We start from the raw sequence: 23,925 nt of genomic DNA on the forward strand, positions 1-23,925 counted from the left end.
GCTAATCGCCCCTCGCAATGAGCATTCTCGGCAAGATCTTCACCTGGTGGGATGGGGCGACCATCGGCACCCATTTGTGGACCGCACGCAAGGGCGAGCACGTCGGCACCGACGCGCAGGGTAACAAGTATTACCGCTCGAAAGCGAAAGAAGGCCAGCGGGAGCGTCGCTGGGTAATCTATGACGGCCCGAATGACGCCAGTCGCGTGCCCGTCGAATGGCACGGTTGGCTCCACGGTTCGTTCGAGGATGTCCCCGAAAGCTTCCTGCCGCCGCCGCGCATCTGGGAAGTGGACTACACCCCCAATGCCACCGGCACGGCTGCAGCCTATCGGCCGCAAGGCGCGCTGGAACGCGGAGGCAAGCGGGCCAAGGCTGTCGGCGATTACGAAGCCTGGAGCCCGGACGCCTGAACATGCGTTCGGCTGCGATCCTCCTCGGCGCGCTGGCGCTCCCTGCTTGTGACAGCGCGCCGCCGAAGCCCGAAGCGGTCGCCACCGAAGTGCCGGAGGAATTGCAGACCAGCAATACCGCCCGGATCGCCGCCGATGTCGAGGGGGCAACCCCGATGATCGAGCGCGTCGCCACCATCGGCCTGCTCAACAAGCGCAACAATATCTCGCGGGATCTGGTGATGAAGCCGGGCGAATCGCGCCGCGTCGGCGACATCATCGTCCGCGTCTCCGCCTGCGAGCGCACCGCGCCGTGGGAAATGCCGCAGGAAACCGGCGCCTTCGTTCAGGTCCTGGTCGAAGGCAAGGGTGACGACGCCGGCAACTGGCGCAAGATCTTCTCTTCGTGGATGTTCAAGAGCTCGCCCAGCCTCGCGGTGGTCGAGCACCCGATCTACGATGTGTGGGTCAAGGATTGCGCGATGCGGTATCCGGGTGAAGCGGCACCTGCTGCCCCCGACCCGTCGCCATCCGCCACGCCGTCGGCATCGCCCTCCGCTACGTCGACGACCGCCGAATAGGCTTCCGGTAGAGTCAATGGCTGAGTGCCGCGCGCGGCATCGAGCAGTTCCAGATATCGCTTCTGCGGGATCTCGATCGCGCCCAGGGAGGCCAGATGACCTGTCATGAACTGGCAGTCGAACAGCACGCAGCCAGCCCTTTCGAGCAAGGCCAGGAGCCAGCCGAGCGCGACTTTCGAGGCATCTCGCCTGCGACTGAACATGCTTTCGCCGCAGAACACCCGGTCGAACGCGACACCGTAGACCCCGCCCACCAGCTCGCCGTCCTGCCAGCATTCGATCGAATGGGCGTGCCCGGCAGCGAAGAGTTGGCGATAGCTGGCGACAATCCGCTCGCTGATCCAGCTTTCGGGATGCCCGGGACGCGGGGCCGCACAGGCCCGGACCACGCCTTCGAAGTCCTGGTCGACGGTGACCTTGAACCGCTCTTGCCGGATTACCCGCGCCAGCGAGCGCGAGCAATGGAAGCCGCCGATGGGGATAATCGCCCGTTCGCGCGGTTCGACCCAGAAGACTTCCTGGTCCTCGCGGCTGTCAGCCATGGGGAAAATGCCATTGCGATAGGCCAGCAGCAGCAGGTCCACCGGGATCGCATCGGGGCGCTGGCTGGAACGGGGGGCATGCATGGCTTTCCGCTTATGCCACCGCGCCCGTCGCGCCGCCATGGCGAAACGCGACAATTGAGGCTTGCGCGAGCGGGGCGCTTTGCCCTAGAGGCCCGGCTCCCTGCAGGGGTGTAGCTCAGTTGGTAGAGCATCGGTCTCCAAAACCGAGGGTCATGGGTTCGAGTCCCTTCGCCCCTGCCATTCCCTCCATTTCGTTCCAGTCCGACGTGGGGTCTGTCCCGATCGCCGCTTGCCCTGGCGGGCTTGCGCTCCATCGCGCGGGGATGATCCGGTGACCGTTTGAAAGCTTTTCGTCGGGAAAGCTGAACGGCCCGCAACTGGGCGATTCAGCTTTCTGCAAGACGAAGCGTGCGATTCCATCGATGAACCGAATAGGGGTTCGAATCGGATAGGAGCAGCACCTTGAGCAGTTACACGTTCCGCAGCAGCCGTCCCGACGCCTGGACCAGCCCGCGCCCCTTCAGCGACGCCAGCACCCGCTATATGGCCTATGGCCCGGTCCAGCCGATGCAGCAGCCCGGCATTCTCGCGCGATTGTTCGGGTTCCACTGAGCCACCAGGATGGTGCCCGAGGCAAAAAGGGGCGGGATGTCTTTGCGACATCCCGCCCCTTCCTTCTTGGTGCCATCCTTACGATGGAAGCCGCTCCCTAGCGGCAATGTGTTGAACTTTCGTGTCTAGTATTCGTTGGGTTCTTCGGGCGTATCGGCCGTGTGGGTCGGACCGGCGGTCTTGTCACCCTGCGCGAGCTTGAACACCACGCCGCTCAGCAGTGCGAGGGCCAGCAGGTTGGGCAGGGCCATCGCGGCGTTGGAAATGTCGCCCAGGCGCCAGATCAGCGTCAGGTCCTGAGTCGAGCCGACATAGATTGCCACGCACCACAGCACGCGCCAGATCATGTGCAGCGCCTTCTCGCCCCCGCGAGTCGAGCCAGGGACACGATCGTAGATGAAGGTGATCGCCCGCTCGCCATAATAGCTCCACGTCAGCAGCGTGGTGAAGACGAACAGGATCAGCGCAATCGAAGCGATCAGAGTGCCAAGCGGGATGCTCGCAATCTCCAGCGGGAACGCGGCGGCAAAGGCGCCGCTGGTCATGGCGAAACCCTGCAAGTCGGACTGCCAGGCATGCGTGACCTGCTGGCCGGCCCCGGTGAAATTGCCCTCGACCGTCAGGATCACCAGCGCGGTCATGGTGCAGATCACGATGGTATCGATGAAGGTGCCGAGCATGGCCATGCGGCCTTGCTGTTCCGGATCGTCGGTCTGCGCCACGGCGTGGGCAATCGGGGTAGAGCCCTGGCCGGCCTCGTTGGAGAACAGGCCGCGCGCGACACCCGCGCGGATGGCAATGATGATGGCTGCACCGACAAAGCCGCCGCTGGCCGCCTGCGGGTTGAAGGCGCCGTAGAAGATGCGGCCGAAGGTTTCCGGGATGTCCTGGATATCGAGCAGGATCGCGATCAGCGCCATGACGACATAGGCGCCGGCCATGAAGGGCACGATCTTCTCGGCCACATTGCCGATCGACTTGATGCCGCCGATGATGACGATGAAAACCAGCACGGAGACAATCAGCCCGCCCAGCCATTCCTCGATTCCGAACAGTTCGTTGAGCCCGTCGGCGACCGCATTGGCCTGGATGCCGTTGCCGGTCACCAGCGCGCTGAATAGCGTGCCGAGGCAGAAGACGATGGCGAGCCAGGTCCACTTTGGCCCCAGTCCCATCATGATGTAGCTCATCGGTCCGCCGCGATAGACGCCGTCACTGGTCTTTTCACGATAACGGATGGCGAGCGAACCTTCGGCAAAGGCCAGCGCCATGCCGATCAGCGCGGTGATCCACATCCAGAAGATCGCCCCCGGTCCGCCCAGCGCGATAGCGGTGGCGACCCCGGCAAGGTTGCCGGTCCCGACCTGGCCCGAAAGCGCGGTCGACAGCGCCGCGAAGGGCGAAATCTCGCCCGAGCCCGAGCCCTTGCGCCCCGCAAACAGGCCCTTGAAAGCACTGCCCAGCTTGAGGATCGGGTAGAACCGCAGGCCGGCCATGATCCACAGGCCGGTGCCTAACAGGATGACGACCATTGGTGGAAAGGGAAGGACTTCCTCTCCGTTCCACAGGCCGACCCAGATGAAATCTGAAACATTGGTGACGTGGTCAAGCAGTGTGACCGCGCCGCTTTCGGTAGCTGCCATGGAGGCTCCCCTGAGATATTCTGTGGACGTGATCCAGGATCGGCGGACCACTGCGTCAGGCCCCGCAGGCTAGGGGCATGCGGCAAGCGCTGCAACCCCGCTTGCTTTTGGCGTGCGTCGCCACTAGATGCGGTCGGGCCTCCCGACATCGGAGACTCACTTGCCCCTCCCGGACCTGTCCGGGGCGGCGATGAGCCCTACCCGGAAGGCAAGGAACACTTTTGCGAGCGAGAGCGGCCATGGCCGAAGAAACCACGAAGAAGAAAACCTCCCCCGGCGAATTCATTCGTCAGGTACGCAGCGAAACTTCCAAGGTCGTCTGGCCGACCCGCGAGGAAACCGTCCGTACGGCGATGTTCGTCGGCCTGCTGGTCGTGGTCCTGTCGCTGTTCTTCCTCGGGATCGATTCGGTCTTCAGCGCGATCGTCAACTGGCTGATGACTCTCGCTTGATTTTCGGGGCCAGATCCGCGGCTCCTTTGCGTTACTCCAAGATACGGGAATACTGATGGCACGCTGGTACATCATCCACGCCTATTCGGGCTTCGAGAACAAGGTGCGTGACGCGATCATCGCCGAAGCCGAGCGCCTGGGCCTGTCGGAAGCGGTCGAGGACGTTCAGGTCCCCACCGAGACGGTGACCGAGGTGAAGCGCGGCAAGAAGGTGCAGGTCGAGCGCAAGTTCATGCCCGGCTATGTCCTGGCCAAGCTCAAGATGACCGATGATGTCTATCACCTGGTCAAGAACACGCCGAAAGTGACCGGCTTCCTCGGCAACAACAACAAGCCGCAGCCGATCAGCGAGCGTGAGGCCGCGCGCTATTTCGGCGGTGTCGAGGAAGCCAAGGCCGCGCCCAAGCGCGACATCAGCGTCGATTACGAAATCGGCGACAGCGTCAAGGTGCTCGACGGCCCCTTCGCCAGCTTCAACGGCGTGGTGGAAGAGCTCGATTTCGACAAGGCCAAGGTCAAGGTCTCGGTCTCGATCTTCGGCCGCGCCACCCCGGTCGAGCTCGACTTCGAACAGGTCGAACTGGTCAAGTAAACCCGCAAGACAGCGTTTTGGAAAAGCCCGCCGGGAAGCCGGCGGGCTTTTTGCGTTGCGCTGCGGGGCGGATCATGAGTTCATTCTCGCGATCACAGTAAATACCGGCTTTAGGCAATATTTAGGAATGTAACATATGGCTTCGCCGTCGGGTGGGCAGGGGCTGATTGGATCCCTTGTGCTACCCTTGCGAGGGGTCCAGTATGAGTACCATCGAAGACGTTGCCCGCCAGCTTCAGGCTGAAGTGCATGTGGAGGAAGCGGCTCCGGCGGCCCACGGGTTCGCCGGCTTCAATGCCTGGTTCGGCAACCTGCCCCTGTCGCGCAAGCTCGCCGCCGTGTTCGGCAGCTTTCTGGCCATCTTCGTGATCATGGCGGTGGTACTGGGGCTGGGGATGTCAGTCCTGTACACGCGCTCGATGGCTTCGGGCGAAGTGCAGGGTGCGGTCAAGGCCTCGGCCGACCTGCGCAGCACCACCGGCGAGTTCCGTTACAATGCGGTGCGCTTCATATTTGCGCGAGAGAAAGGCGTGCTGGACCGCCAGAAGGAGGTCTACGCCAAGGCGGAGGACGAGCTCGCCGCCATCGAAGCGGTGGTGATCGAGCATCTGCCCGACTCATCGGCGCAGCTTGAGCAAATGGAGGCCGCATTCGCTTCCTACGAAGCCAAGTTCGACGAGCTTGTCGCCAATATCGCGCGCGAAGGGGCGAGCAAACGGTCGAGCGACCTCGCGTTCGAACTCTCCGCGCAGGGCGATGCGCTTTACAAGCAAACCGATGCTTTCGAGACCAGCCTCGTCGCCAGCGCCCGATCGATGGACGAAGCGAGCCTCTCCTATTTTTACACGCTGATGACCGCACTGGTGGTTGCGGCGGTGCTCGCCGGGGTGATCCTGGTCATCGGTTTCCGTGCCCTGTCCCGCCAGTATGCCGCCAAGATCGGCGAAATCACCAGTGGGATGACGCGCCTTGCAAAGGGCGACCGTCATTTCGAAATCGACGGTATCGAGCGCCGTGACGAAGTCGGCGAAATGCTGCGCGCCATCGCCCTGTTCAAGAAGGCCAACATCCGCCTGGAACAATGGGCCGCCGAACGCGCCGAGCGCGCCAAGGCAGAAGTCGAGCAGCAGGAACGCGCCCGCGCCGAACAGCGCCGGGTGCTGGTCGAACTGGCCGACCAGTTCGAGCGCACCGTGGGCGACGTTGTCAGCGGGGTCGCCGCAGCTTCGAGCCAGCTCAAGGGCACCGCAGGGGCGATGGCAGGTGCTGCCGAGGAATCGACCCGCCAGACCGCGCAAGTCGTTCACTCGATGGCCGAGGCCAATGCCGGTGCCAATGCCGCCGCGGCCGCGAGTGACGAATTCGCCATGTCGATTGGCGAGATCAGCCGCCAGGCTGCCGATTCGGCGGAACTGGCACGCGAAGCCACGGGAACGGCCGCGGAAGCCGACGCAACCATTTCGGCCCTGTCCGTATCGGCCGAGGAAATCGGCCAGATCGTCGACATGATCCAGTCCATCGCCCAGCGGACCAACCTGCTGGCACTCAACGCGTCGATCGAGGCGGCGCGCGGCGGGGAAGCCGGTCGCGGCTTTGCCGTCGTCGCCTCGGAAGTGAAGGAACTGGCGACCCAGACCAGCCAGGCAACCGAGAAAGTGGCCGGCAAGATTGCCGCCATCCAGGATTCGACCGGCGCCAGCGTCAAGGCCCTGCGCCGGATCGCCGACCAGATCGGCCAGCTCGAATCGACGGCAATCTCCATCGCCAGTGCGGTCGACCAGCAGTCTGTCGCGGGGCAGGATCTAGCGCGCAGTATCGACATGGCCGCACGTGCGACCAATTCGGTCACCACCCATATCGAGGATGTGCGCGAACTGTCGCTATCGACTGGTGCGGCGGCAAGCCAGGTGCTGGCCTCGTCGACCGAACTGGAACAGCAGGCCGAAGACCTGCGCGGCGAAGTCGAAGGCTTCCTCGCGAGTATCCGGGCGGGATAGACAGCCCCTGCGTGCCTTCGCGCGCGGTGGTCAGAACTGCTCGAGGTTGAAAAGGCAGGCCGCTTCCCCGCCGCCATTTTGCAGGCACATGCCGTAGGCCGCCAGTTCCGCCTCGTCGACATCGTAGGATTGCGCTCCACCGACCTGCCCGCATCCTATCGGTCCACCGGGGCAACAGTCGCTGCAATAGGTTCTCACCCGCGTGATGCCGCTGGTATTCGTTGGCACCGGCCCATAGGGATTGGGCAGCAGGCCCGGCCGCATGGCGGCCAGTTGTTGTGGAGCCTGTTGCGGCACGGGTTGGGGAGCGGGGTCGCTCGTCTGCGCGGGCGCAGGTGTTAAGGATGCCACGGTGCTTGGGCCTGGCGCGGATTCGGGCCCGTCCTTGCTGCCGCCGGCCTGTTCACGCCCCTCGATAACCCCATCCTCCTTGCCTTGAGCCGGCTCGCTGTCCTCGGTGTAGAACAGGAAGATCAGCGTCGCGACGAAGAAGGCGGCCCCGCCCGTGGCCGGGAAACTGGCGCCAAGCGGTTTGAACTTTTCTCCGCTAATGTTGAGCGAGTTGGGCAACAGACTTGCTGCAGTAACGCCGATTCCCAAGGCAGTTAGGGCGTAAACTAACGCCTTGGTCCGGGCCGAACCGTCCAGTCCAGCCTCCTGTGTCAACAGCGAAAAGCCCAATACGATGATGAACAGGCCGACAACCAGGCCGCCGATCCGCGCTGCTGCTGAATGCATTATTGTTGCCTCCCACCGCGCAATTGCAGTCTCATCGTATCACCGATCGTGACTATTGCGAAGAAGTCGCTGCTCCGGGCAGTTGCCGGCCTGATGGACGACCCGCAAACCCCTTGCATTCCCCGCGCATTTCGCTATGCGCGCGCCTTCCCTGACATCGATCGGGAAACCCACGCGGGAGGCTCGGGCTCCGGGCCGCTGACCGCTTACCATGAGCTGCGGCTGGCAACAGGCGCAGCAAAAGTGAGAAAAGGAGTGGCCCCATGGCCAAGAAGATCGACGGCTATATCAAGCTGATGGTGCCTGCCGGCACCGCCAATCCCTCGCCTCCGCTCGGGCCGGCACTCGGCCAGCGCGGCGTGAACATCATGGAATTCTGCAAGGCCTTCAACGCCGCGACCGACAGCCTCGAAAAGGGCGCGCCGATCCCGACCGTGATCACCGTCTATGCGGACCGTTCGTTCACCTTCATCACCAAGCAGCCTTCGGCCACCTACCTGATCAAGAAGGTCGCCAAGCTCAAGTCGGGCTCGAAGGAGCCGGGCAAGGTTTCGGCCGGGACCATCACCCAGGGCCAGCTGAAGGAAATCGCCGAACTGAAGATGGCGGATCTCAACGCCAACGATATCGACCAGGCCATGAAGATCATCGAAGGCTCGTGCCGCTCGATGGGCCTCAGCGTGGTGGAGGGCTAAGATCATGGCAACCGTAACCAAGAAGGCGAAGCTGCTGGCCGAAAAGCTGGATGGCGAAAAGCTCTACACCGTCGACGAAGCGCTCAGCACGCTGCGCGAATATGCGTCGAAGAAGTTCGACGAAACCGTCGAAGTGGCGATGAACCTGGGCGTCGACCCGCGTCACGCCGACCAGATGGTCCGCGGCATGGTGTCGCTCCCGGCCGGTACCGGCAAGGACGTCCGCGTCGCCGTGTTCGCCCGTGGCGACAATGCCGACAAGGCGCTGGCCGCCGGAGCCGACAAGGTCGGGGCCGAAGACCTGATGGAAGACATGCAGGCCGGCAATCTCGATTACGACCGCGTCATCGCCACGCCGGACATGATGGGCGTCGTCGGCCGTCTCGGCAAGGTGCTGGGTCCGAAGGGCCTGATGCCGAACCCCAAGCTCGGCACGGTGACCCCGAACGTCGAGCAGGCAGTCAAGGATGCCAAGGCCGGCCAGGTCGAATTCCGCGTCGAGAAGCAGGGCATCATCCACAGCGGCATCGGCAAGCTGTCGTTCAAGGACGAAGATCTGAAGAAGAACTTCGCCGCCCTGACCGACGCTGTCGTCAAGGCCAAGCCCTCGGGCTCGAAGGGCAAGTACGTCCGCAAGGTCACCCTGACCTCGTCGATGGGTCCGGGCCTGAAGGTGGACCTGGCTGAGGTGGAAGGCGCTTAAGCCTTCACTTCCTAGTGAAACAGGTACGGGGCCGGGGGTGCGAACCTCCGGCCCTTTTGTTGGTCAGCTGCGCAGAAGTTTCCGCGCGCGCGCCAGCGTGCCGCTCTTCTCGGCGAATGCCTTCGCCGCTGCGACCGAACCGTCGAATGCCGCCAGCGAGCCGAGCAGAAGGCGGTTGAACGCATCACCCTTGAGCAGCAGGAAGCTGGCACATTCGACATGGTCGGTGCCGAACATCGCCTTGTGCGCGCCTTCGCCCTCGGTGAAGTCGAACCAGCGGACGCATTGTTCGGCGAACAGGCGTTCGAGCGCTTCCATTTGCAGCACAGTGCCTGGCGATAGCCGGGCCCAATCGGGGTGGTAGCCGAGATGGGCATAGACCAGCGTTTCGCCTTCGACCGGCAGCGCAAGATAGGCGATCGCGTGCCCCCGTGCCTTGAGCAGGAAGCAGCGCATGCGGCCTTGTTCGGCCCGCTCGAGCATGGTGTGGTGGCTGGCGGGATCGTCTGGCAGGCCCGCGTCGAGCAGCCGCGCTTGATAGGTCAACGCCGAGAGCGGCAGCGCTTGTTCGAGGAAAGCCTCGACTTCGGCCGGGGTCCGGTGTTCGGTTACGCCCAACGTGCCGCCGATCTCGTCCGCCAGCCTGCGCTGTTTGCGCCGCAGGGTTGAACGGGTCTTGCCGGAGAAGCGGCCGAGGTATTCGTCATAACCGCCCGCCATGTCGATGTAATAGCGGCGATAGTCCTGCCGTCCCCCGATGACATGATCCGGGAAGCGCCGGGCAATCTCGTCCACCATGGACAGCGGCGCTGACAGCACCCGAAGCCCGTCGGACTGTTCCTCTCCGATCGGCGGCGATCTCATCCTGGCGTGCAGGACATCTTCGAGGCTGAACACCAGTGGCACCAACCGGCGCGGGACCGACAGCAGTCGGCGCGAGCCGAGCGTGAAGTGGATCGGGGTCGGCAACGCTGTCACAGGTCTGCGGCGCGCCTTGGAGTGTATCGGGGAACTGCCACTCGCATGCTTGCACGCCCATCGGCGGCGGTTGCGGCCGTCATAGCAGCATGCCCATGGTGGCGGTTGCGACCTGCTTGGTCCGCAGGGGAATGTTGCTGGCATAGAGCACGTTGGAAACCGCCTGTTCGATCAACCGCGTGCTGCCGGTAACCGGATCGAACTCGGCCACCGGGGCATCTGCTGTTCCCGCTTCGGCCGGGGGGCGCTCGGTATAGGTTGCCGCTGTGCAGCCGGGCATCGCCGCGAGCTGCTCGCAGAACTTCTCGAACCGACTGGCGACCATCCGGTTGCGGCGCGTGCGGTCGCGGCTGACCAGTTCGAAGCTATGCGAGACCAGTGTTACCGAGGCGATATCGTGATCCAGCGCGTTCCTGACGATCGCTAGCAGTTCGGGCAGGGCGAGCGCGGTGATCTGCCCGTGCCGCAACCCGCCACCGAAATCCTCGATACTGGCGATCGGCACTTCGATGACGCCATGATGCGCGATGGGCTGGCGGACATCCGCCCCCAACGAAATCGTGCAGTCGCCCTTGCCCGCGAGCGCGGGGGAATGGCTGGTATCGTAAGCAATGCCAATCTCCGCCAGAGCGCGCAGGGTGTCGTCATTGGCGCCGTAATTGCCTGCCCGGAACGCGATCGGAGCGGGCGCCCCTGCCGCGCACAGTGTCTCGTAGGCCCAGTCGAGGATGCGGCACTGCGTCTCGAACGGGAAGTCGCCGATGTTGCGGCCTGTCGCGCCGTCCGCGATGCGATGGTGCAGCGCGCTGTTGGCTACGCGTGCCAGCCATTCGGTGTGGCAATGCAACTGCACGTCGTGACCCCGGGCAAGGATCGGTCCGACCACATCCTCGATGGCGGCGACACCCCAGAGCAGGGCCGGCATGGGATCGACGAAGAAGACCCCTTTCAGACCGCACCGGTCCATTACCTCCATCTGGTGGATGATGCCGACCGGGCCGGACGGCGTATCGCACAGGATCGAGCGGCGGTAGTTCTCCGCCCGCGTGCCCGGACCACGCGCACCGGGCAGGCTCGAGGCATATTCGGTATCGATCGTCAGATAGACAGTCGTCATCGCCATGTCGGGCCGTCCAGGCCTTACCCCTTCGGTCACGCTCGGCTCTTCCGAGCCACCGCCACAAGATGTAACATGGAGGGGTTAAGGTGAGGTAAGCCCGGCGTCGGGCTGTCTCATGGCGAGGCAAAACGGTGCGGAAAAGGCCCTAGATCCCCCCGGCGATGCAGGGGTTTCCGCGGTCCTCCAGTGCCCGGGTCAGGTCTCGCGCGCAGTCGGCCAGCGCTTCGGCATCGGTCGAGCGGATGACGAAGTTGGCCCCAACCTTCCCCTCGCGGAAGAAGGGGTAGCTGCCGATCTGGCAACCCTCGTGATCCTGCTCGGCCTTGCGCAGGATATCCGCGACCTCGCTTTCGGCGGTCCAGCAGCCGATGGTTTCGCTCTTGAGCGGCATTCCGCCTTCGAGCGTGCCGGTCAACGCGTCCAGCATCCCGGCGGTGATGTGGGGGACTCCGGCCATCAGGAAGATATTGCCGATCCTGATCCCCGGCGCACCCGACATGCGGTTGGGAATCAACTCCGCCCCGGCAGGCGCGCGGGCCATGCGCAGGCGGGCTTCGGTCAGTTCGAGACCGCGGCTGGTGTAATAGCGTTCGAGGATCGCCCGCGCATCGGGATGCACTTCCACGCCGAGGCCCAAAGCCTCGGCCACCGCATCGACGGTGATGTCGTCATGGGTCGGGCCAATCCCGCCGGTGGTGAAGAGGTAATCGTTCTCCGCCCTGAGCGCATTCACCGCCGCGACGATCTTTTCCATCACATCGGGCACGACCCGCACTTCGGCGAGGCGAATGCCTTGCACCTGCAACCAGCTCGCGACCTGGGCGATGTTCTTGTCATGGGTGCGGCCCGACAGGATCTCGTCGCCGATGACGACAAGCCCTGCGGTATAGATGCGTTCGGGATTCGTGCTCATGCCGCTTGCCTAAGCGAAGTGGAGCGGCAGCGCTACTCCGCCGCTTCGAGCATCTCCTCTTCGCTGCGCCCGTTGGCTCCGGCGCGGCGGAAGGCGAGTACGCCGTCGTCGACCGGGTCCTCCACCATCCGTTTGCGGTCGAGCACATATTCCTGGTTGAGCCGCCAGGGGTAGGCCACCGAGTTGCGCGGCATGATGTGTTTGCCGCGCTGGATATAGCCGCTCGAGAAATCGAAGATGTCGTCTTCCTCGATCGCCGCTTCGGCTTCCGGTGTCAGCACCGGTTCGGCGATCTGCGTGCCGGTCTGCTTCATCCGGTTCAGCACGCGGCAGACATAGTCGGAATTGATGTCCGCCCGCAGCGTCCAGCTGGCGTTGAGATAGCCGAAAACCACCGCCAGATTGGGCAGGTTCGAGAACATGCAGCCCTTGTAATAGAACCGCTTGGCCCAATCGACCTGCTCGCCCTCGACCGAGACCGCGATCTTGCCCGCCACTGCCAGCTTCAGCCCGGTGGCGGTGACGATGATATCGGCTTCCAGCAGCTCGCCATTGTCGAGCTCGATGCCGCTCTCGACGAAGCGGGCAATCTTGCCCGTCTTCACGCTGGCCTTGCCCGCCTTCATCGCTTCGAACAGGTCGCTGTCCGGCACCAGGCACAGGCGCTGGTCCCACGGGTCGTAGGGCGGGGTGAAGGCAGCGCGGTCGAAGTCCTTGCCCAGCGCCTTCTCGATCCGCTTGTGGAGGTTGGCCTTGACCTTCTCCGGCTTGTTGCGGGCCATCTTGAAGGCGACGTCCTGCAGCTTGATGTTCTTCCAGCGGGTGATCCTGTAGGCCAGTTTCTCGGGCAGGATCTTGCGCAGGAAGTTGGCCAAGCCATCCTTGGCCGGGCGGCTGAACATCCAGGTCGGGGTGCGCTGGAGCATGGTCACATGCGCCGCCTTGTCCGCCATCGAGGGGACGATGGTGACGGCAGTCGCGCCCGAGCCGATCACCACCACCTTCTTGCCGGCATAGTCGAGTTCTTCCGGCCAGAACTGCGGATGGATCACCTGCCCCTTGAACGCGCCGGTCTGGAAACCCGCGTCATAGGGCTCGTCGTAATCGTAATAGCCCGAGCCGAGGTAGAGGAAGTTCGCGGTCAGCCGCTTCTTCTCGCCATCCTTGAGCTGGACGGTGACAGTCCAGCGGGCGGTCGAGCGGTCGAAATCGGCGCTGAGGACACGGTGGCCGGTGCGGATGTGCTGGCGGATGCCGCGCTCGTCGACGATGCGGTTGAGATAGGCGAGGATGGCGGGCGCATCGGCGATCGACTTCTCGTGCTTCCACGGCTCGAACACGAAGCCCAAAGTGTGCATGTCGCTGTCCGAACGGATGCCGGGATAGCGGAACAGGTCCCAGGTGCCGCCGAGGTTGTCGCGCATCTCGACGATGGCATAGCTGTGATCGGGGCAGTGCATTTCCATATGCGCGGCCATACCGATCCCGGAAATGCCGGCACCGACGATCAGTACGTCGAAATCGGTCTGCACATCACTCATGAATTAAGTCCTCTCCTGCAACGGATTCCCGTTAAGCACATCTGGGGGCGGTTTGCGAGTCTTGCGAGAGGGATGCTGACGGCGCAGCTTTGTGTCGCTAAGGGCTGCGCGCATGACTTGCCTTCGACCGCTGCCGCTGATCGCCCTGACGCTTGCCACACCCGCTCTTGCCCAGGCGAGTGGCGAGGGCGAACAGATCGTGGTGGTGGGCGAGGGCCTGCCCGACACACCTGCGGAACCGGCCTATTCGGTGCGCGAGATCGACCGCGAGGCGATCGTCACTGTGCCTTCGGGCCGGATCGAGGAAGCGCTGGGCGCAGTTGCGGGGTTCCAGCAGTTCCGCCGCTCCGACAGCCGCTCGTCCAACCCTAGCGCGCAGGGTGTGACGCTGCGGGCGCTCGGCGGCAATGCTTCGAGCCGGGCGCTGGTAACGCTCGACGGCGTACCGATGGGCGATCCCTTCTTCGGCTACATCCCCTTCGCCGCACTGGTGCCTGAACAGGTCGGCAGCATCCGCGTCACCCGTGGCGGTGGCTCGGGACCGTTCGGTGCGGGTGCGCTGGCAGGGACGATTGCTCTGACGAGTGCGGATATCGACACGCTCGGTGCTGTCACGGCGTCGGCACTGGTCAATGACCGGGGTGAGACCGAAGCGAGCGCGGGCGTCGCCGCCCGGCTGGGGCGGGGGTACGTCACCGCCAGCGGCCGCTGGGATCGCGGCGACGGTTTCCGGACCACGCCGGCGGATCAGCGGGTCGCCGCCAGCGTGCCTGCGGCGTTCGACAGCATTGCAGGGCAAGTGCGCGCGGTTGCGCCGCTCAACGAGACACTTGAACTGCAGGCGCGCCTTCTGGCTTTCGATGACCGCCGAACCTTGCGCTTCGACGGGGCCGACAGCAGCGCCAGCGGGCAGGATGCCAGCCTCCGTATTATCAGCCGCGGGTCTTGGCAGGTCGACGCGCTGGCCTATGTCCAGGCGCGCAATTTCACCAATGTGGTGGTCAGCGCGACCCGCTTCGTCCCCGTGCTCGACCAGAGCAATACGCCTGCCACCGGGATCGGCGGCAAGCTCGAACTGCGGCCCCCCGTCGGCGAGGACCATGTCCTGCGCCTGGGCATCGATTACCGCCGGTCCGATGGCGAGATGCAGGAACAGGCGATCAGCGCCTTCACCGGGCAAGTGACAGCCCGTCGCCGCGCGGGCGGGGCAACCAGCGATCTCGGAATTTTCCTCGAGGACGACTGGACCTTGGGGCGGCTGGTTCTGACCGGCGGGGTCCGCGCCGACCGCACAGCGATCACCGACGGGTTCTTCCTGGAGACCACCCCGGCGGGCACACCGACCATCGACAACCGCTTTGCCGACCAGACCGACTGGACCGTGACCTGGCGGGCCGGGGCGCTCTATCGGGCCAGCGATACGCTGTCGCTCAGGGCGGCCGGCTACAGCGGGCTGCGGCTACCCACGTTGAATGAATTGTACCGCCCGTTCGTGGTGTTTCCGGTGACCACACAGGCGAATGCCGGGCTGCGGGTGGAACGACTGGAGGGCTTCGAGGCCGGGATTGACTGGAGACCGGCAGAGGGCGTCGCATTCTCGCTCACCGCCTTCGATAACCGGGTCAAGGACGCCATCGCCAATGTCACCCTGACCCCGACGCTGCGCCAGCGGCAGAACCTGCCCGCGATCGAGGCGCAGGGGCTGGAACTGGGCGCGCGGATCACGCGCGGCCAGTTCAGTTTCGACGGCACGCTCGCCTATACCGCGGCCGAAGTGCAGGGTTCCGGCGCCTCGCTGGCGCTCGACGGCAACCGTCCCGCGCAAACCCCGCGCTGGGCCGCTGCGGCGACGGTGGGATGGAAACCCTTCGACGGCGGCCTGTTCGCGCTGACCCTGCGGCATGTCGGCGCGCAGTTCGAGGATGACCTTGAAACCGACGTACTGCCTGCCGCGACTACCGTCGGCGCCTATGCGCAGGTCCCGCTGACGGGCAAGCTGGTGCTGGTGCTGCGGGCCGAAAACCTGACCGATGAGACCATTGTTACCCGCAACGCCGGAGGCAGTGTCGATCTCGGCGCTCCGAGAACGATTTGGGGCGGGTTGAGATTCGGGTTCTAGAAGGTGGGCGGCCTCAAGCAGCGGACCGGTAGGCAATCGAGAACGCCTCAAGCAGCGGACCGGTAGGCAATCGAGGCCGCCTCAAGCAGCGGAGCGGTAGGCAATCGAAAACACTGGAGCGGGTGAAGGGAATCGAACCCTCGTCGTCAGCTTGGGAAGCTGCTGCTCTACCATTGAGCTACACCCGCATCTTCGGCGCATCGTCGGCGCGGCAGGGCGCTTGCCCGATGGCGGGCGCGGGGTCAATATCGGAGTGGGGGGTGGGACGCGAGGACGGCTGTTTTCAGTCACCGCCTTGTGGCATAGGCTTGCCGACAGTCCCCGCTTTCCCACCAACGGAGCCACCGATGAAACTGTTCACCGCGCATCCTCAATCGGTCGGCGAGACCTATTTCGAGCATATGCGGGTGGCCAGCAGCTTCGGCTGGCCGATGCTGGCAGCAGGGATTGCCTGCCTGCTGCACGGGATTTTCCCCTTCCTGTTCCAGCACACCGGCAGCACCGTGGTCCGCAGGCTTCACGCGCGGATGGTGACCAACCGCGTTCGGGCGGACCGGTCGAACCAGCGTGGGCAACAGCTCGACTGGTGCATCTGACCAAGTCCCGCTGCGAATGAAGCAGACCAATTCCTCGGTTCGCGATGTTTCGCTCGCCAGCAAGCTGCGTTATTACGGGCGGCTGGCGCATTCGCGCTTCATCATGCCTGCTGGTGCAGAAGCGGTGGCAGCGGAGATTGCCGACCTTCGCGGGATCGCGGCCCAGTTCGAAGAACGGACGGGCCTCAAGGCAAGCGAGTCGACCGTGCTGGAAATCGGCTTCGGTGCCCGGCCGCGGCGGGCTTTCTTGCTCACCGGAATTTTCCGGCAGGTCTATGCCATCGACATCGATCATCCAGTGCTCCGCTTGCGCGACATCCTCAGCGCCTGGCGCCGGAACGGCTGGGAGCGATCGGTCAAGAGCCTGGTACGTCACTGCCTGTTCGAAACGCGCGAATGGCCCAGGTTCCACGCCGCCGCACGTGCGGAATTGCCCGCCTATGACCCGGCAAGTGCGCACTTGCTGGTCGCATCGGTGGGCGACCCATCGGTGTGGGACAAGATCGGCTCGGTCGACCTGGCGTTTTCACGCGATGTCTTCGAGCATATCCCGGTCGAAGAACTGCGTCTCGGTATGTTGCACCTGCGCGAGCATCTGAGCGCGCACGGCATGGTCATCACCCAGCCCGGCATCTTTACCGGCATCATCGGAGGGCATGACCCGAACTGGACGGTTTATCGGGCCCCTTTCAATCCGCCCGAGCAGGCGTGGCAACACCTCACCGATCCAGCTTTCTCCGTCAACACTTACCTCAACCGGCTGACCAGGCGCGAATTCGTGAAACTGTTCGAAGACACGGGTTTTCGGATCGAGCGGGACCATGCGCTGATGGGTGACATCCATGCGCACCTGCTGACGCCGCAGAAGCGAGCGGAACTGGCAGCCTTCGACGAATACGAGCTGTTTTCCAATCGCGTGGAGTTCCACCTGCTGCCCCGGTGAAGTTCGCGCGATCACGAAACCCGCAGGCTCTCCATGTCGATCACGAAGCGGTACTTGACATCGCTCCGCTCCATCCGCTCGTAGGCCTCATTGATCTCCTGCATCGGGATCACTTCGATCTCCGGCACGATGCCGTTCGCGGCGCAGAGGTCGAGCATCTCCTGCGTTTCAGCCAAGCCGCCGATGCCGCTGCCAGTGAGGATCTTGCGGCCGAGCAAGATGCCCGAATGCAGCTCGGGCATTTTGTCGATCATGCCGACCAGCACCTGCGCCCCGTCGATGCGCAGCAGGTGGAGATAGGGCGCGACATCGTGGCGCACGGGAATGGTGTTGAGGACCAGGTCGAAATATCCGGTCTTCGCCTTCATCGCCATCTTGTCGGTGGCGAGCAGGAAGTCATGCGCGCCAAGGTCGAGCGCGTCCTGCCGCTTGTCCTCGGTGCGGCTGAGCACGGTCACTTCAGCGCCCATCGCCACGGCGAACTTGACGCCCATGTGACCCAGCCCGCCCAGTCCGGCGACCGCAACCTTGCTGCCCGGGCCGACTTTCCATGTCCGCAAGGGACTGTAGGTCGTGATCCCGGCACAGAGCAGCGGAGCGGCATGCTCGCTGCTCAGCGCTTGGGGCACCTTGAGCACGAATTCGTCGCGGCACACGATGCGGTCGGAATAGCCGCCATAGGTGACCGAGCCATCGATCCGGTCGCGCCCGCCATAGGTGCCGACCGAGCCGTTGAGGCAGTATTGCTCGAGGTCCTGCTCGCAATGGGTGCAGGCCTTGCAGCTGTCGACGAGGCAGCCGATGGCGACCCGGTCGCCGACCTTGTGCCGCGTCACCTTATCGCCCACCGCCGCGACCGTGCCGACGATTTCGTGCCCCGGAACGCATGGATAAGTCGTGCGACCCCAGTCGTTGCGGGCAGTGTGCAGATCGGAATGACAGATGCCGCAATGGCTGATGTCGATCAGCACATCGTCAGCGCGCAAGCCACGACGGGTAATGTCCATTGGCCCCACACCGCTGTCGGGCGCGGTCGCGCCATAGGCTTTGGTCGGGTATTCGTTGGTCGAAGTGGTCATGCAGCCTCTCCTACCTGGGCGGCATCCTTATGGCACCGTCCAGACGGAACTGGTGGCCGTTGATGTACCCGTTGCGGGCGATTTCCAGTACCAGCGAGGCGAACTCTTCCGGATGGCCGAGCCGCTTGGGGAAGGGGACGCTGGCGTTCAGTTGGTCCCACATCTGCGGATTGCGGTCCTTCATGCCCAGCATCAGCGGGGTAGCGAAAATGCCGGGCATGATCGAGTTGACCCTGATGCCGAGGTCCATCAGGTCGCGCGCCATCGGCAGCACCAGACCGTTCACCCCGTTTTTGCAGCTGCCGTAGATGACCTGCCCGATCTGACCGTCCTGCGCGGCGACGCTGGCGGTGAGGATGATCGCGCCGCGCTCGCCGTCTTCGGTCACAGGCTCGCTGTTGGCCATGCCGAGTGCCGAATGGCTGGCGATGCGGAAGCTGGAGGTCAGGATACCTTCCGCGCCGAAGGCATATTGTCCGGTCGGCAGCTTCTTGTAGCAGCCGGCCTCCTTGTCCCAGCTGATGGTCTTGCCGCGCCCGCTGGCCATGGCGCAGTGGACGGTGAGGCGTTCCTGCCCGTTGGCGGCACGGGCAGCGGCGAAGCCGTCGACCACCGATTGCTCGTCCATGATATTGACGTGGTGGAAGGTCGCGCCGATCGCTTCGGCCTTGGCTGGGCCTTCTTCGGTGTTGATGTCGAAAATGGCGACCTTGAACCCGGCTTCGCGCAGCGCGACCGCGCTGGCATGTCCGAGACCTGAAGCCCCACCGGTGACGATGGCGGCGTGGCCGTCTGCGAAATTCATGTCTCTCTCCCTTCACATGGGCCTGCCATTGGCCCTTGCGCCTGCTATGGCCGTCACTCGCATCAGGAGTCAAAGCCCCATGTCGTCTGCCCTTGCCGCATTCCCCCTCGCGACCGACCGTCGCCGCTTCCTCGCCACCGGCAGCGCCTTCGCCGCGCTGGTCGCCAGCGGCTGCCAGACACGCGGGGCGACCGGTTCCGGTTTGGAAAGCGCAACGGGCTATGGCCCCCTGGTGCCTGACCCGGAGGGCCTGATCGATCTGCCGCAAGGGTTCACCTACCGAATTGTTTCGAAGCTCGGCGATGCGATGGACGATGGTCTGACCGTACCCGACGATGCGGATGGCATGGGTTGCTTCGATCTGGGCAATGGCAAGATCGCCCTGGTACGCAACCATGAACTAAGTCCCGGAGCAGACTCCGGCGGTACGCTCGGCAGTGGCTACGGACGCGGGCCCGATGGCAAGATCCTGCCCGGCGGGACCACCACCGTGGTGCTCGACGCCGCGACCCTCCGGGTCGAGCGGCAGCATCGCTCGCTGGCCGGGACGATCCGCAATTGCGCCGGAGGCATCACCCCCTGGGGCAGCTGGCTGACCTGCGAGGAGCCGGGCTCGCGCGGGATGAAGCAGGCGCCGGACCATGGCTATGTCTTCGAAGTCCCTGCCACCGCGACGGGCATGGTCGATCCGGTGCCGCTCAAGGCCATGGGCCGCTTCAACCACGAGGCGGCCTGCGTCGATCCGGTGACCGGCGCGGTCTATATGACCGAGGACCGCGACGACGGGCTGCTCTATCGCTTTATCCCGGCAGTGAAGGGCCAGTTAGCAAGCGGCGGCAAGTTGCAGGCGCTGGCGGTGGAAGGGATTGCGGATTCGACCAACAGCAAGGCTGTGGCGATCAAGCGGGGCGAGCTCCACACCGCGCGCTGGGTCGATCTCGACAATGTCGAAGCGCCCGAGGACGATCTGCGCCTGCGCGGTGCGGCGGCCGGGGCCACGATCTTCGCGCGCGGCGAGGGGCTGTGGATGGGCACGGACGAGCTCTATTTCTGCTGCACCAGCGGCGGCGAAGCCGGGCTGGGGCAGATCTTTCGCCTGGCACCCGGTCGCGGCAGCAAGCCGGACCGGCTGGAGCTCTATTTCGAATCCGAGAGCAAGGACCAGTTCAACTATGGCGACAACCTCTGCATCGCCCCCAACGGCCATCTGATCGTCTGCGAGGACCAATATACCGATGTGGTCGACAACCACCTGCGGGGGATCGACCAGCTCGGGCGACCTTATGATTTCGCCCGGCTGCGGCTCCAGACCGAATTTGCCGGGGCCTGCTTCTCGCCCGACGGCAAGGTGCTGTTCGTCAATGCGATGAGCCCGGCGCGCACGCTCGCCATAACCGGGCCTTGGATCGTTTGAGACAGCATCCGCGGTGAGTTCGTTCCTGTTCGGTTTCGCGTTGGTGCTGCTGGTTTCGGTAGGCGCGCGCGACCAGTTGCTGGTGGCCCGGCTGGCCGGGCGCACGGGCCCGGGCTTGCTGGTGGCTGGGGCACTCGCGGCGACTGGTTCGGCATTCCTGATGGCCTGGGCCGGACGATGGATCGCGTTCCAGCTGTTTCCCGAAGCGGGCAAGATGCTGGTCGCCGTCGCGCTAGTCATTGCCGCGGTCGAGCTGGCTTGGCCGATGCGGCGCGAGGTTCCGCGCGAGCCGACCCATTCGATTTTCGCGGCCTTTGTCGTGTTGCTGGCGCGGCAGGTGAGCGACGCCGGGCGATTTCTCGTCTTTGCTGTCTCTGCCTGGACTGCCTTGCCGTGGCATTCCGCGGCAGGCGGGGCGCTGGGTGGCACCCTTGCGCTGGTGCTGGGGTGGACGATGGGCAATGCACTGGAGACATCGCTGCCGCTTCGCTGGATCAGGCTGGCACTGGCAGCGGTATTGTTCCTCGCAGCACTCGCCATCGGACTGGGTGTAAGGGGTATGATCTGAATCGCCAAAAACGATTAATGCCATGTGTTTTATTGATGAAACCGATTGCGATCACTGTCGTTGGTTCATTGTAAGAAACTCATAAAACGAATGGAGACAGTTCATGGCCACCGCAGGCGACAACTCGAAAACCGCGCTCGTCAACGAGCTCAACGGGCTACTGGCGGACCATTTCGCGCTCTTCACCAAGACCAAGAACTTCCACTGGCATGTCACCGGTCCGCGCTTTCGCGACCTGCACCTGATGTTCGACGAACAGGCGATCGAAATCCGCGAAAATATCGACATGATCGGCGAACGGGTGCGCAAGAATGGTGCACCGACACTGACCTCGATCGGCTCGATTGCCGGCGCCACCACGATCAAGGACCAGAACCGGACCGACCTCAAGGCGGAGGAGATGATCCAGGAATTGCACGACGACAACGTCAAGATGCTGGAGCGGATCAAGAAGCTGAAGAACGTGGCGGAAGAAGCGGGCGACAATGCCACCGACGGTATCCTCGACGACCTGACCGACCAGACCGAGGAGCGGATCTGGTTTCTCAGGAGCACGCTGCAGTAAGTGCGCTCCGCCTCCAACGCGGATACGAATTCGCGGCGCGCAGGGGGATGCCTCTGTGCGGCGCGATCGCTATGGTCTGGCTATGACCGGGATAAAGCTGATCGAAAGCGCCGACACCACCGCCATCGCAGACTGGATGGAGCAGCACCTTGGCACCGCGCTTGAGGCCGCCGACGGGCGGATCGCCATCACCATCCCGGGAGGCTCGACCCCATTCCCGATCCTTGCCGAACTCGTCACCCGCGACCTCGATTTCGAGCGTCTCGACGTGTGGCCCAACGATGACCGGATCGTGCCCGAGGATCACGGAGCGTCCAACACCGGCAAGATGCGCGCCTTGCTGGAGCCGGTTGGCACGCGGGTTGTCGCTCTCGAGGAGCATTCTACGCCGCCACACTTCGCGCTGACCTGGCTTGGCATGGGGCCTGATGGGCACATCGCCTCGTTGTTTCCCAACACCGATCCCGATCCGGAAGATGCGCAGGCGGTGCGTCGCCTGACGCCTAACCCGCTGCCGCCCCATGCCCCGTTCGACCGGATCACGCTGACGATACCCAGCCTGCTCGACAGCGACGCCCTACTGTTCACACTGGGCGGCGCGGCGGACAAGCGCGCGGTGTTCGAGGGCGCGATCGGGGGAGAACACGACCTGCCGGTTGCGCGCCTGCTTTCAAGGGCGCAGCAACAGGTGACATGCTTCACCTGATTCCCCCGCCGGTCCACCGCGCGCTGCTACCGCTCGCTCATCGTATTCGTCACCACTGGCGCCGCTGGCGCAAGGCTCCGCTGGCCGGCTGCGGCGTGGTCATCTGCAACCTCGAAGGAGAGGTGCTGCTGCTGCGTCACAGCTATGGTCCGGCGGTCTGGGCGCTGCCCGGCGGCGGGATGGGCCGGGGCGAAGAGCCCGAGACGGCAGCGCGGCGCGAGGTGCAGGAGGAACTGCGGATCGAGCTTGAACGGCTCACGCTGGTGGCGGTGATCGAAGACACGATTTCAGGCGCGCCGCATACCACGCACCTGTTCGAGGCGGTGACCGACCAGCATCCGCAGATCGACCGGCGCGAGGTGATCGAGGCGCGGTTTTTCCCGCGTCATTCGCTGCCGGAACCGCAGGGACCGACAACCCGCGTCCGGCTCGACATGTGGCGGGCCAGGCTGGAAGGGCGGGGTTAGAACAGCGCCAGCTGGCCGTTTCTGCGGGCGCTACGTTCCGCTTCGACTTCGGCCTCGCGTTCAAGGTTCGACAGCGTCAGCCCCATCAGCCGGATCGGCAGCGGCAAGGGCAATTGCGCCTCCAGCAGATCGCGCGAGATCGCCGCAAATTCTGCCGCGCCCGAGACATAGCCGGGCACCGAATGCGCGCGGGTGACGGTGCGAAAATCGTTGTACTTCATCTTCAGCGTCACTGTCCGCCCGCGCGCCCTCGTCCGTTCGATGCTGTCCCAGACGATGGCGATGATCCGCTCCAGCGTCTCGCGCAGCTCGTCAGGTTCGTGCTGGTCGACACTGAAAGTCCGCTCACCGCCGACCGATTTACGGATGCGGTTGGCGCGCACCGGCCTGAGGTCGATCCCCCGCGCGGCGCGGTAGAGATAATCGCCGAAACTGCCGAACTGGGCCTTGAGCCAGGCAAGGTCCTTCGCCGCGAGGTCCGCCCCGGTTGCGATCCCCAGCCGGGCCATTTTCTCCGCGCCCTTGGGCCCGACGCCATGGAACCGCCGGATCGGCAACGACTGGACGAAGGCTGCCCCTTCGCCCGGCCTGATGACACACAGTCCGTCGGGCTTGTTCTGGTCGCTGGCGAGCTTGGCGAGGAACTTGTTGTAGCTGACCCCGGCGCTGGCGGTGAGATCGGTTTCGGCCCGGATACGTTCGCGGATCAGCTGCGCGGTGCGGGTGGCGGAGCCGACGCCCTGCAAATCCCCGGTCACGTCGAGATAGGCCTCGTCCAAGCTGAGCGGTTCGACATGCGGGGTGTAGTGCAGGAAGATCTCGCGGATCTGGCGGCTCGCTTCCTTGTAGGCGTCGAAGCGGTGGCGCACGAAAATGAGATCAGGGCACAGCCGCTTGGCGGTGACCGAGGGCATGGCGCTCTTCACCCCGAACTTGCGCGCTTCGTAGCTCGCGGCAGCGACCACGCCGCGCCCGCCCCCGCCGCCAACTGCAATCGGCTTGCCGCGCAGCTCGGGATTGTCGCGCTGTTCGACGCTGGCGAAGAAGGCGTCCATGTCGACATGGATGATCTTGCGCAGGCCCTGCGCCTCTTCTTCTGCATCATCGAAGTCGTCTTCCACCGGACGACATTATCCGGCT

General features: G+C 64.4%; 25 protein-coding genes, 2 tRNA genes and 1 pseudogene. 17 read left to right on the forward strand and 11 right to left on the reverse strand.

The features are described 5' to 3' along the window. Positions 1–17 precede the first annotated feature (17 nt). Together LY632_RS04475 and LY632_RS04480 are read left to right on the forward strand one after the other, a co-directional pair. A complete protein-coding gene (locus tag LY632_RS04475; RefSeq protein WP_234092608.1) occupies positions 18–413 on the forward strand; it encodes an NADH:ubiquinone oxidoreductase subunit NDUFA12 in 396 nt (131 codons plus the stop codon). 221 nt (positions 414–634) lie between these two features. Beyond that, positions 635–811 (forward strand): annotated as a pseudogene (locus LY632_RS04480) (DUF2155 domain-containing protein); the annotation flags it as partial. A 35-nt stretch (positions 812–846) separates the two neighbouring features. On the opposite strand, the gene aat reads toward LY632_RS04480, so the two are convergent. Then, a complete protein-coding gene (gene aat, locus LY632_RS04485; protein WP_234092609.1) occupies positions 847–1,599 on the reverse strand; it encodes a leucyl/phenylalanyl-tRNA--protein transferase in 753 nt (250 codons plus the stop codon). 104 nt (positions 1,600–1,703) lie between these two features. Here aat and LY632_RS04490 point away from each other — a divergent pair. Both LY632_RS04490 and LY632_RS04495 read left to right on the forward strand, forming a co-directional pair. Then, positions 1,704–1,779, forward strand: a tRNA-Trp gene (locus tag LY632_RS04490). A gap of 222 nt (positions 1,780–2,001) precedes the next feature. After that, entirely contained in the window at positions 2,002–2,151 is a 150-nt protein-coding gene (locus LY632_RS04495) for a hypothetical protein (RefSeq protein ID WP_234092610.1), read from the forward strand. Positions 2,152–2,276: 125 nt separating this feature from the next. On the opposite strand, the gene LY632_RS04500 is transcribed toward LY632_RS04495, so the two are convergent. Continuing rightward, positions 2,277–3,794 carry a sodium:alanine symporter family protein gene (locus LY632_RS04500; protein WP_234092611.1) on the reverse strand — a complete coding sequence of 506 codons (1,518 nt, stop codon included), beginning with the start codon at positions 3,792–3,794 and terminating at the stop codon, positions 2,277–2,279. Positions 3,795–4,033: 239 nt separating this feature from the next. Between LY632_RS04500 and secE the strand changes: the two genes are divergently transcribed. The 3 genes from secE to LY632_RS04515 all read left to right on the forward strand — a co-directional run bounded on the left by secE (position 4,034) and on the right by LY632_RS04515 (position 6,835). Continuing rightward, complete coding sequence (gene secE / locus LY632_RS04505) at positions 4,034–4,246, forward strand: preprotein translocase subunit SecE (RefSeq protein WP_234092612.1); 213 nt, start codon at positions 4,034–4,036, stop codon at positions 4,244–4,246. 55 nt (positions 4,247–4,301) lie between these two features. Further along, positions 4,302–4,838, forward strand: coding sequence for a transcription termination/antitermination protein NusG (nusG, locus tag LY632_RS04510; RefSeq protein ID WP_234092613.1), 537 nt, complete (start codon positions 4,302–4,304; stop codon positions 4,836–4,838). 203 nt (positions 4,839–5,041) lie between these two features. Continuing rightward, positions 5,042–6,835, forward strand: coding sequence for a methyl-accepting chemotaxis protein (locus LY632_RS04515; protein WP_234092614.1), 1,794 nt, complete (start codon positions 5,042–5,044; stop codon positions 6,833–6,835). A 30-nt stretch (positions 6,836–6,865) separates the two neighbouring features. On the opposite strand, the gene LY632_RS04520 is transcribed toward LY632_RS04515, so the two are convergent. After that, on the reverse strand, positions 6,866–7,573 hold the full coding sequence (locus tag LY632_RS04520; protein ID WP_234092615.1) for a hypothetical protein: 708 nt from the start codon (positions 7,571–7,573) through the stop codon (positions 6,866–6,868). Between the two features lie 263 nt (positions 7,574–7,836). Between LY632_RS04520 and rplK the strand changes: the two genes are divergently transcribed. After that, complete coding sequence (gene rplK, locus LY632_RS04525) at positions 7,837–8,268, forward strand: 50S ribosomal protein L11 (RefSeq protein WP_234092616.1); 432 nt, start codon at positions 7,837–7,839, stop codon at positions 8,266–8,268. Positions 8,269–8,272: 4 nt separating this feature from the next. Continuing rightward, positions 8,273–8,971, forward strand: a complete 699-nt coding sequence (rplA, locus tag LY632_RS04530; protein WP_234092617.1) for a 50S ribosomal protein L1 — start codon at positions 8,273–8,275, stop codon at positions 8,969–8,971. A gap of 63 nt (positions 8,972–9,034) precedes the next feature. Here rplA and LY632_RS04535 read toward each other — a convergent pair whose 3' ends face one another. From LY632_RS04535 to LY632_RS04550, 4 genes are all read right to left on the reverse strand, one after another. Continuing rightward, entirely contained in the window at positions 9,035–9,949 is a 915-nt protein-coding gene (locus tag LY632_RS04535) for a GNAT family N-acetyltransferase (RefSeq protein ID WP_234092618.1), read from the reverse strand. Between the two features lie 79 nt (positions 9,950–10,028). Next, complete coding sequence (locus tag LY632_RS04540; protein WP_234092619.1) at positions 10,029–11,105, reverse strand: hypothetical protein; 1,077 nt, start codon at positions 11,103–11,105, stop codon at positions 10,029–10,031. Positions 11,106–11,214: 109 nt separating this feature from the next. Next, the gene (locus LY632_RS04545; protein ID WP_234092620.1) at positions 11,215–11,982 is read right to left on the reverse strand and encodes a molybdopterin-binding protein; all 768 of its coding nucleotides are present in this window, start codon (positions 11,980–11,982) and stop codon (positions 11,215–11,217) included. Positions 11,983–12,014: 32 nt separating this feature from the next. Continuing rightward, on the reverse strand, positions 12,015–13,523 hold the full coding sequence (locus LY632_RS04550; RefSeq protein WP_234092621.1) for an NAD(P)/FAD-dependent oxidoreductase: 1,509 nt from the start codon (positions 13,521–13,523) through the stop codon (positions 12,015–12,017). A gap of 112 nt (positions 13,524–13,635) precedes the next feature. Here LY632_RS04550 and LY632_RS04555 point away from each other — a divergent pair, with 112 nt between their 5' ends. Continuing rightward, entirely contained in the window at positions 13,636–15,642 is a 2,007-nt protein-coding gene (locus tag LY632_RS04555) for a TonB-dependent receptor (protein ID WP_234092622.1), read from the forward strand. 114 nt (positions 15,643–15,756) lie between these two features. On the opposite strand, the gene LY632_RS04560 is transcribed toward LY632_RS04555, so the two are convergent. After that, a tRNA-Gly gene (locus tag LY632_RS04560) sits at positions 15,757–15,830 on the reverse strand. Positions 15,831–15,989: 159 nt separating this feature from the next. Between LY632_RS04560 and LY632_RS04565 the strand changes: the two genes are divergently transcribed. Together LY632_RS04565 and LY632_RS04570 are read left to right on the forward strand one after the other, a co-directional pair. Then, positions 15,990–16,238 carry a DUF6356 family protein gene (locus tag LY632_RS04565; RefSeq protein WP_234092623.1) on the forward strand — a complete coding sequence of 83 codons (249 nt, stop codon included), beginning with the start codon at positions 15,990–15,992 and terminating at the stop codon, positions 16,236–16,238. Positions 16,239–16,254: 16 nt separating this feature from the next. Continuing rightward, positions 16,255–17,181, forward strand: coding sequence for a class I SAM-dependent methyltransferase (locus LY632_RS04570; protein WP_234092624.1), 927 nt, complete (start codon positions 16,255–16,257; stop codon positions 17,179–17,181). A gap of 11 nt (positions 17,182–17,192) precedes the next feature. Here the strand turns inward: LY632_RS04570 and LY632_RS04575 are convergent, their stop codons facing one another. Next, the gene (locus LY632_RS04575; protein ID WP_305040826.1) at positions 17,193–18,260 is read right to left on the reverse strand and encodes an NAD(P)-dependent alcohol dehydrogenase; all 1,068 of its coding nucleotides are present in this window, start codon (positions 18,258–18,260) and stop codon (positions 17,193–17,195) included. Positions 18,261–18,270: 10 nt separating this feature from the next. Continuing rightward, a complete protein-coding gene (locus tag LY632_RS04580) occupies positions 18,271–19,065 on the reverse strand; it encodes an SDR family oxidoreductase (protein WP_234092625.1) in 795 nt (264 codons plus the stop codon). A gap of 79 nt (positions 19,066–19,144) precedes the next feature. Between LY632_RS04580 and LY632_RS04585 the strand changes: the two genes are divergently transcribed. The 5 genes from LY632_RS04585 (at position 19,145) to LY632_RS04605 (ending at position 22,785) form a co-directional block, all read left to right on the forward strand. Next, positions 19,145–20,479, forward strand: a complete 1,335-nt coding sequence (locus LY632_RS04585; RefSeq protein WP_234092626.1) for an alkaline phosphatase PhoX — start codon at positions 19,145–19,147, stop codon at positions 20,477–20,479. A 13-nt stretch (positions 20,480–20,492) separates the two neighbouring features. Continuing rightward, positions 20,493–21,047, forward strand: coding sequence for a hypothetical protein (locus LY632_RS04590; protein ID WP_234092627.1), 555 nt, complete (start codon positions 20,493–20,495; stop codon positions 21,045–21,047). Positions 21,048–21,150: 103 nt separating this feature from the next. Continuing rightward, positions 21,151–21,612, forward strand: coding sequence for a Dps family protein (locus LY632_RS04595; RefSeq protein ID WP_234092628.1), 462 nt, complete (start codon positions 21,151–21,153; stop codon positions 21,610–21,612). 82 nt (positions 21,613–21,694) lie between these two features. Then, positions 21,695–22,318, forward strand: coding sequence for a 6-phosphogluconolactonase (locus LY632_RS04600; RefSeq protein ID WP_234092629.1), 624 nt, complete (start codon positions 21,695–21,697; stop codon positions 22,316–22,318). After that, complete coding sequence (locus LY632_RS04605; RefSeq protein ID WP_234092630.1) at positions 22,306–22,785, forward strand: NUDIX domain-containing protein; 480 nt, start codon at positions 22,306–22,308, stop codon at positions 22,783–22,785. Before LY632_RS04600 ends, LY632_RS04605 begins: the two co-directional genes overlap by 13 nt. On the opposite strand, the gene dinB is transcribed toward LY632_RS04605, so the two are convergent. After that, positions 22,782–23,840 carry a DNA polymerase IV gene (gene dinB / locus LY632_RS04610; protein ID WP_370636584.1) on the reverse strand — a complete coding sequence of 353 codons (1,059 nt, stop codon included), beginning with the start codon at positions 23,838–23,840 and terminating at the stop codon, positions 22,782–22,784. The genes LY632_RS04605 and dinB overlap by 4 nt on opposite strands. Positions 23,841–23,925 lie beyond the last annotated feature (85 nt).

It is taken from the genome of Erythrobacter sp. SDW2 (genome assembly GCF_021431965.1).
Taxonomy (GTDB): Bacteria; Pseudomonadota; Alphaproteobacteria; order Sphingomonadales; family Sphingomonadaceae; genus Parerythrobacter.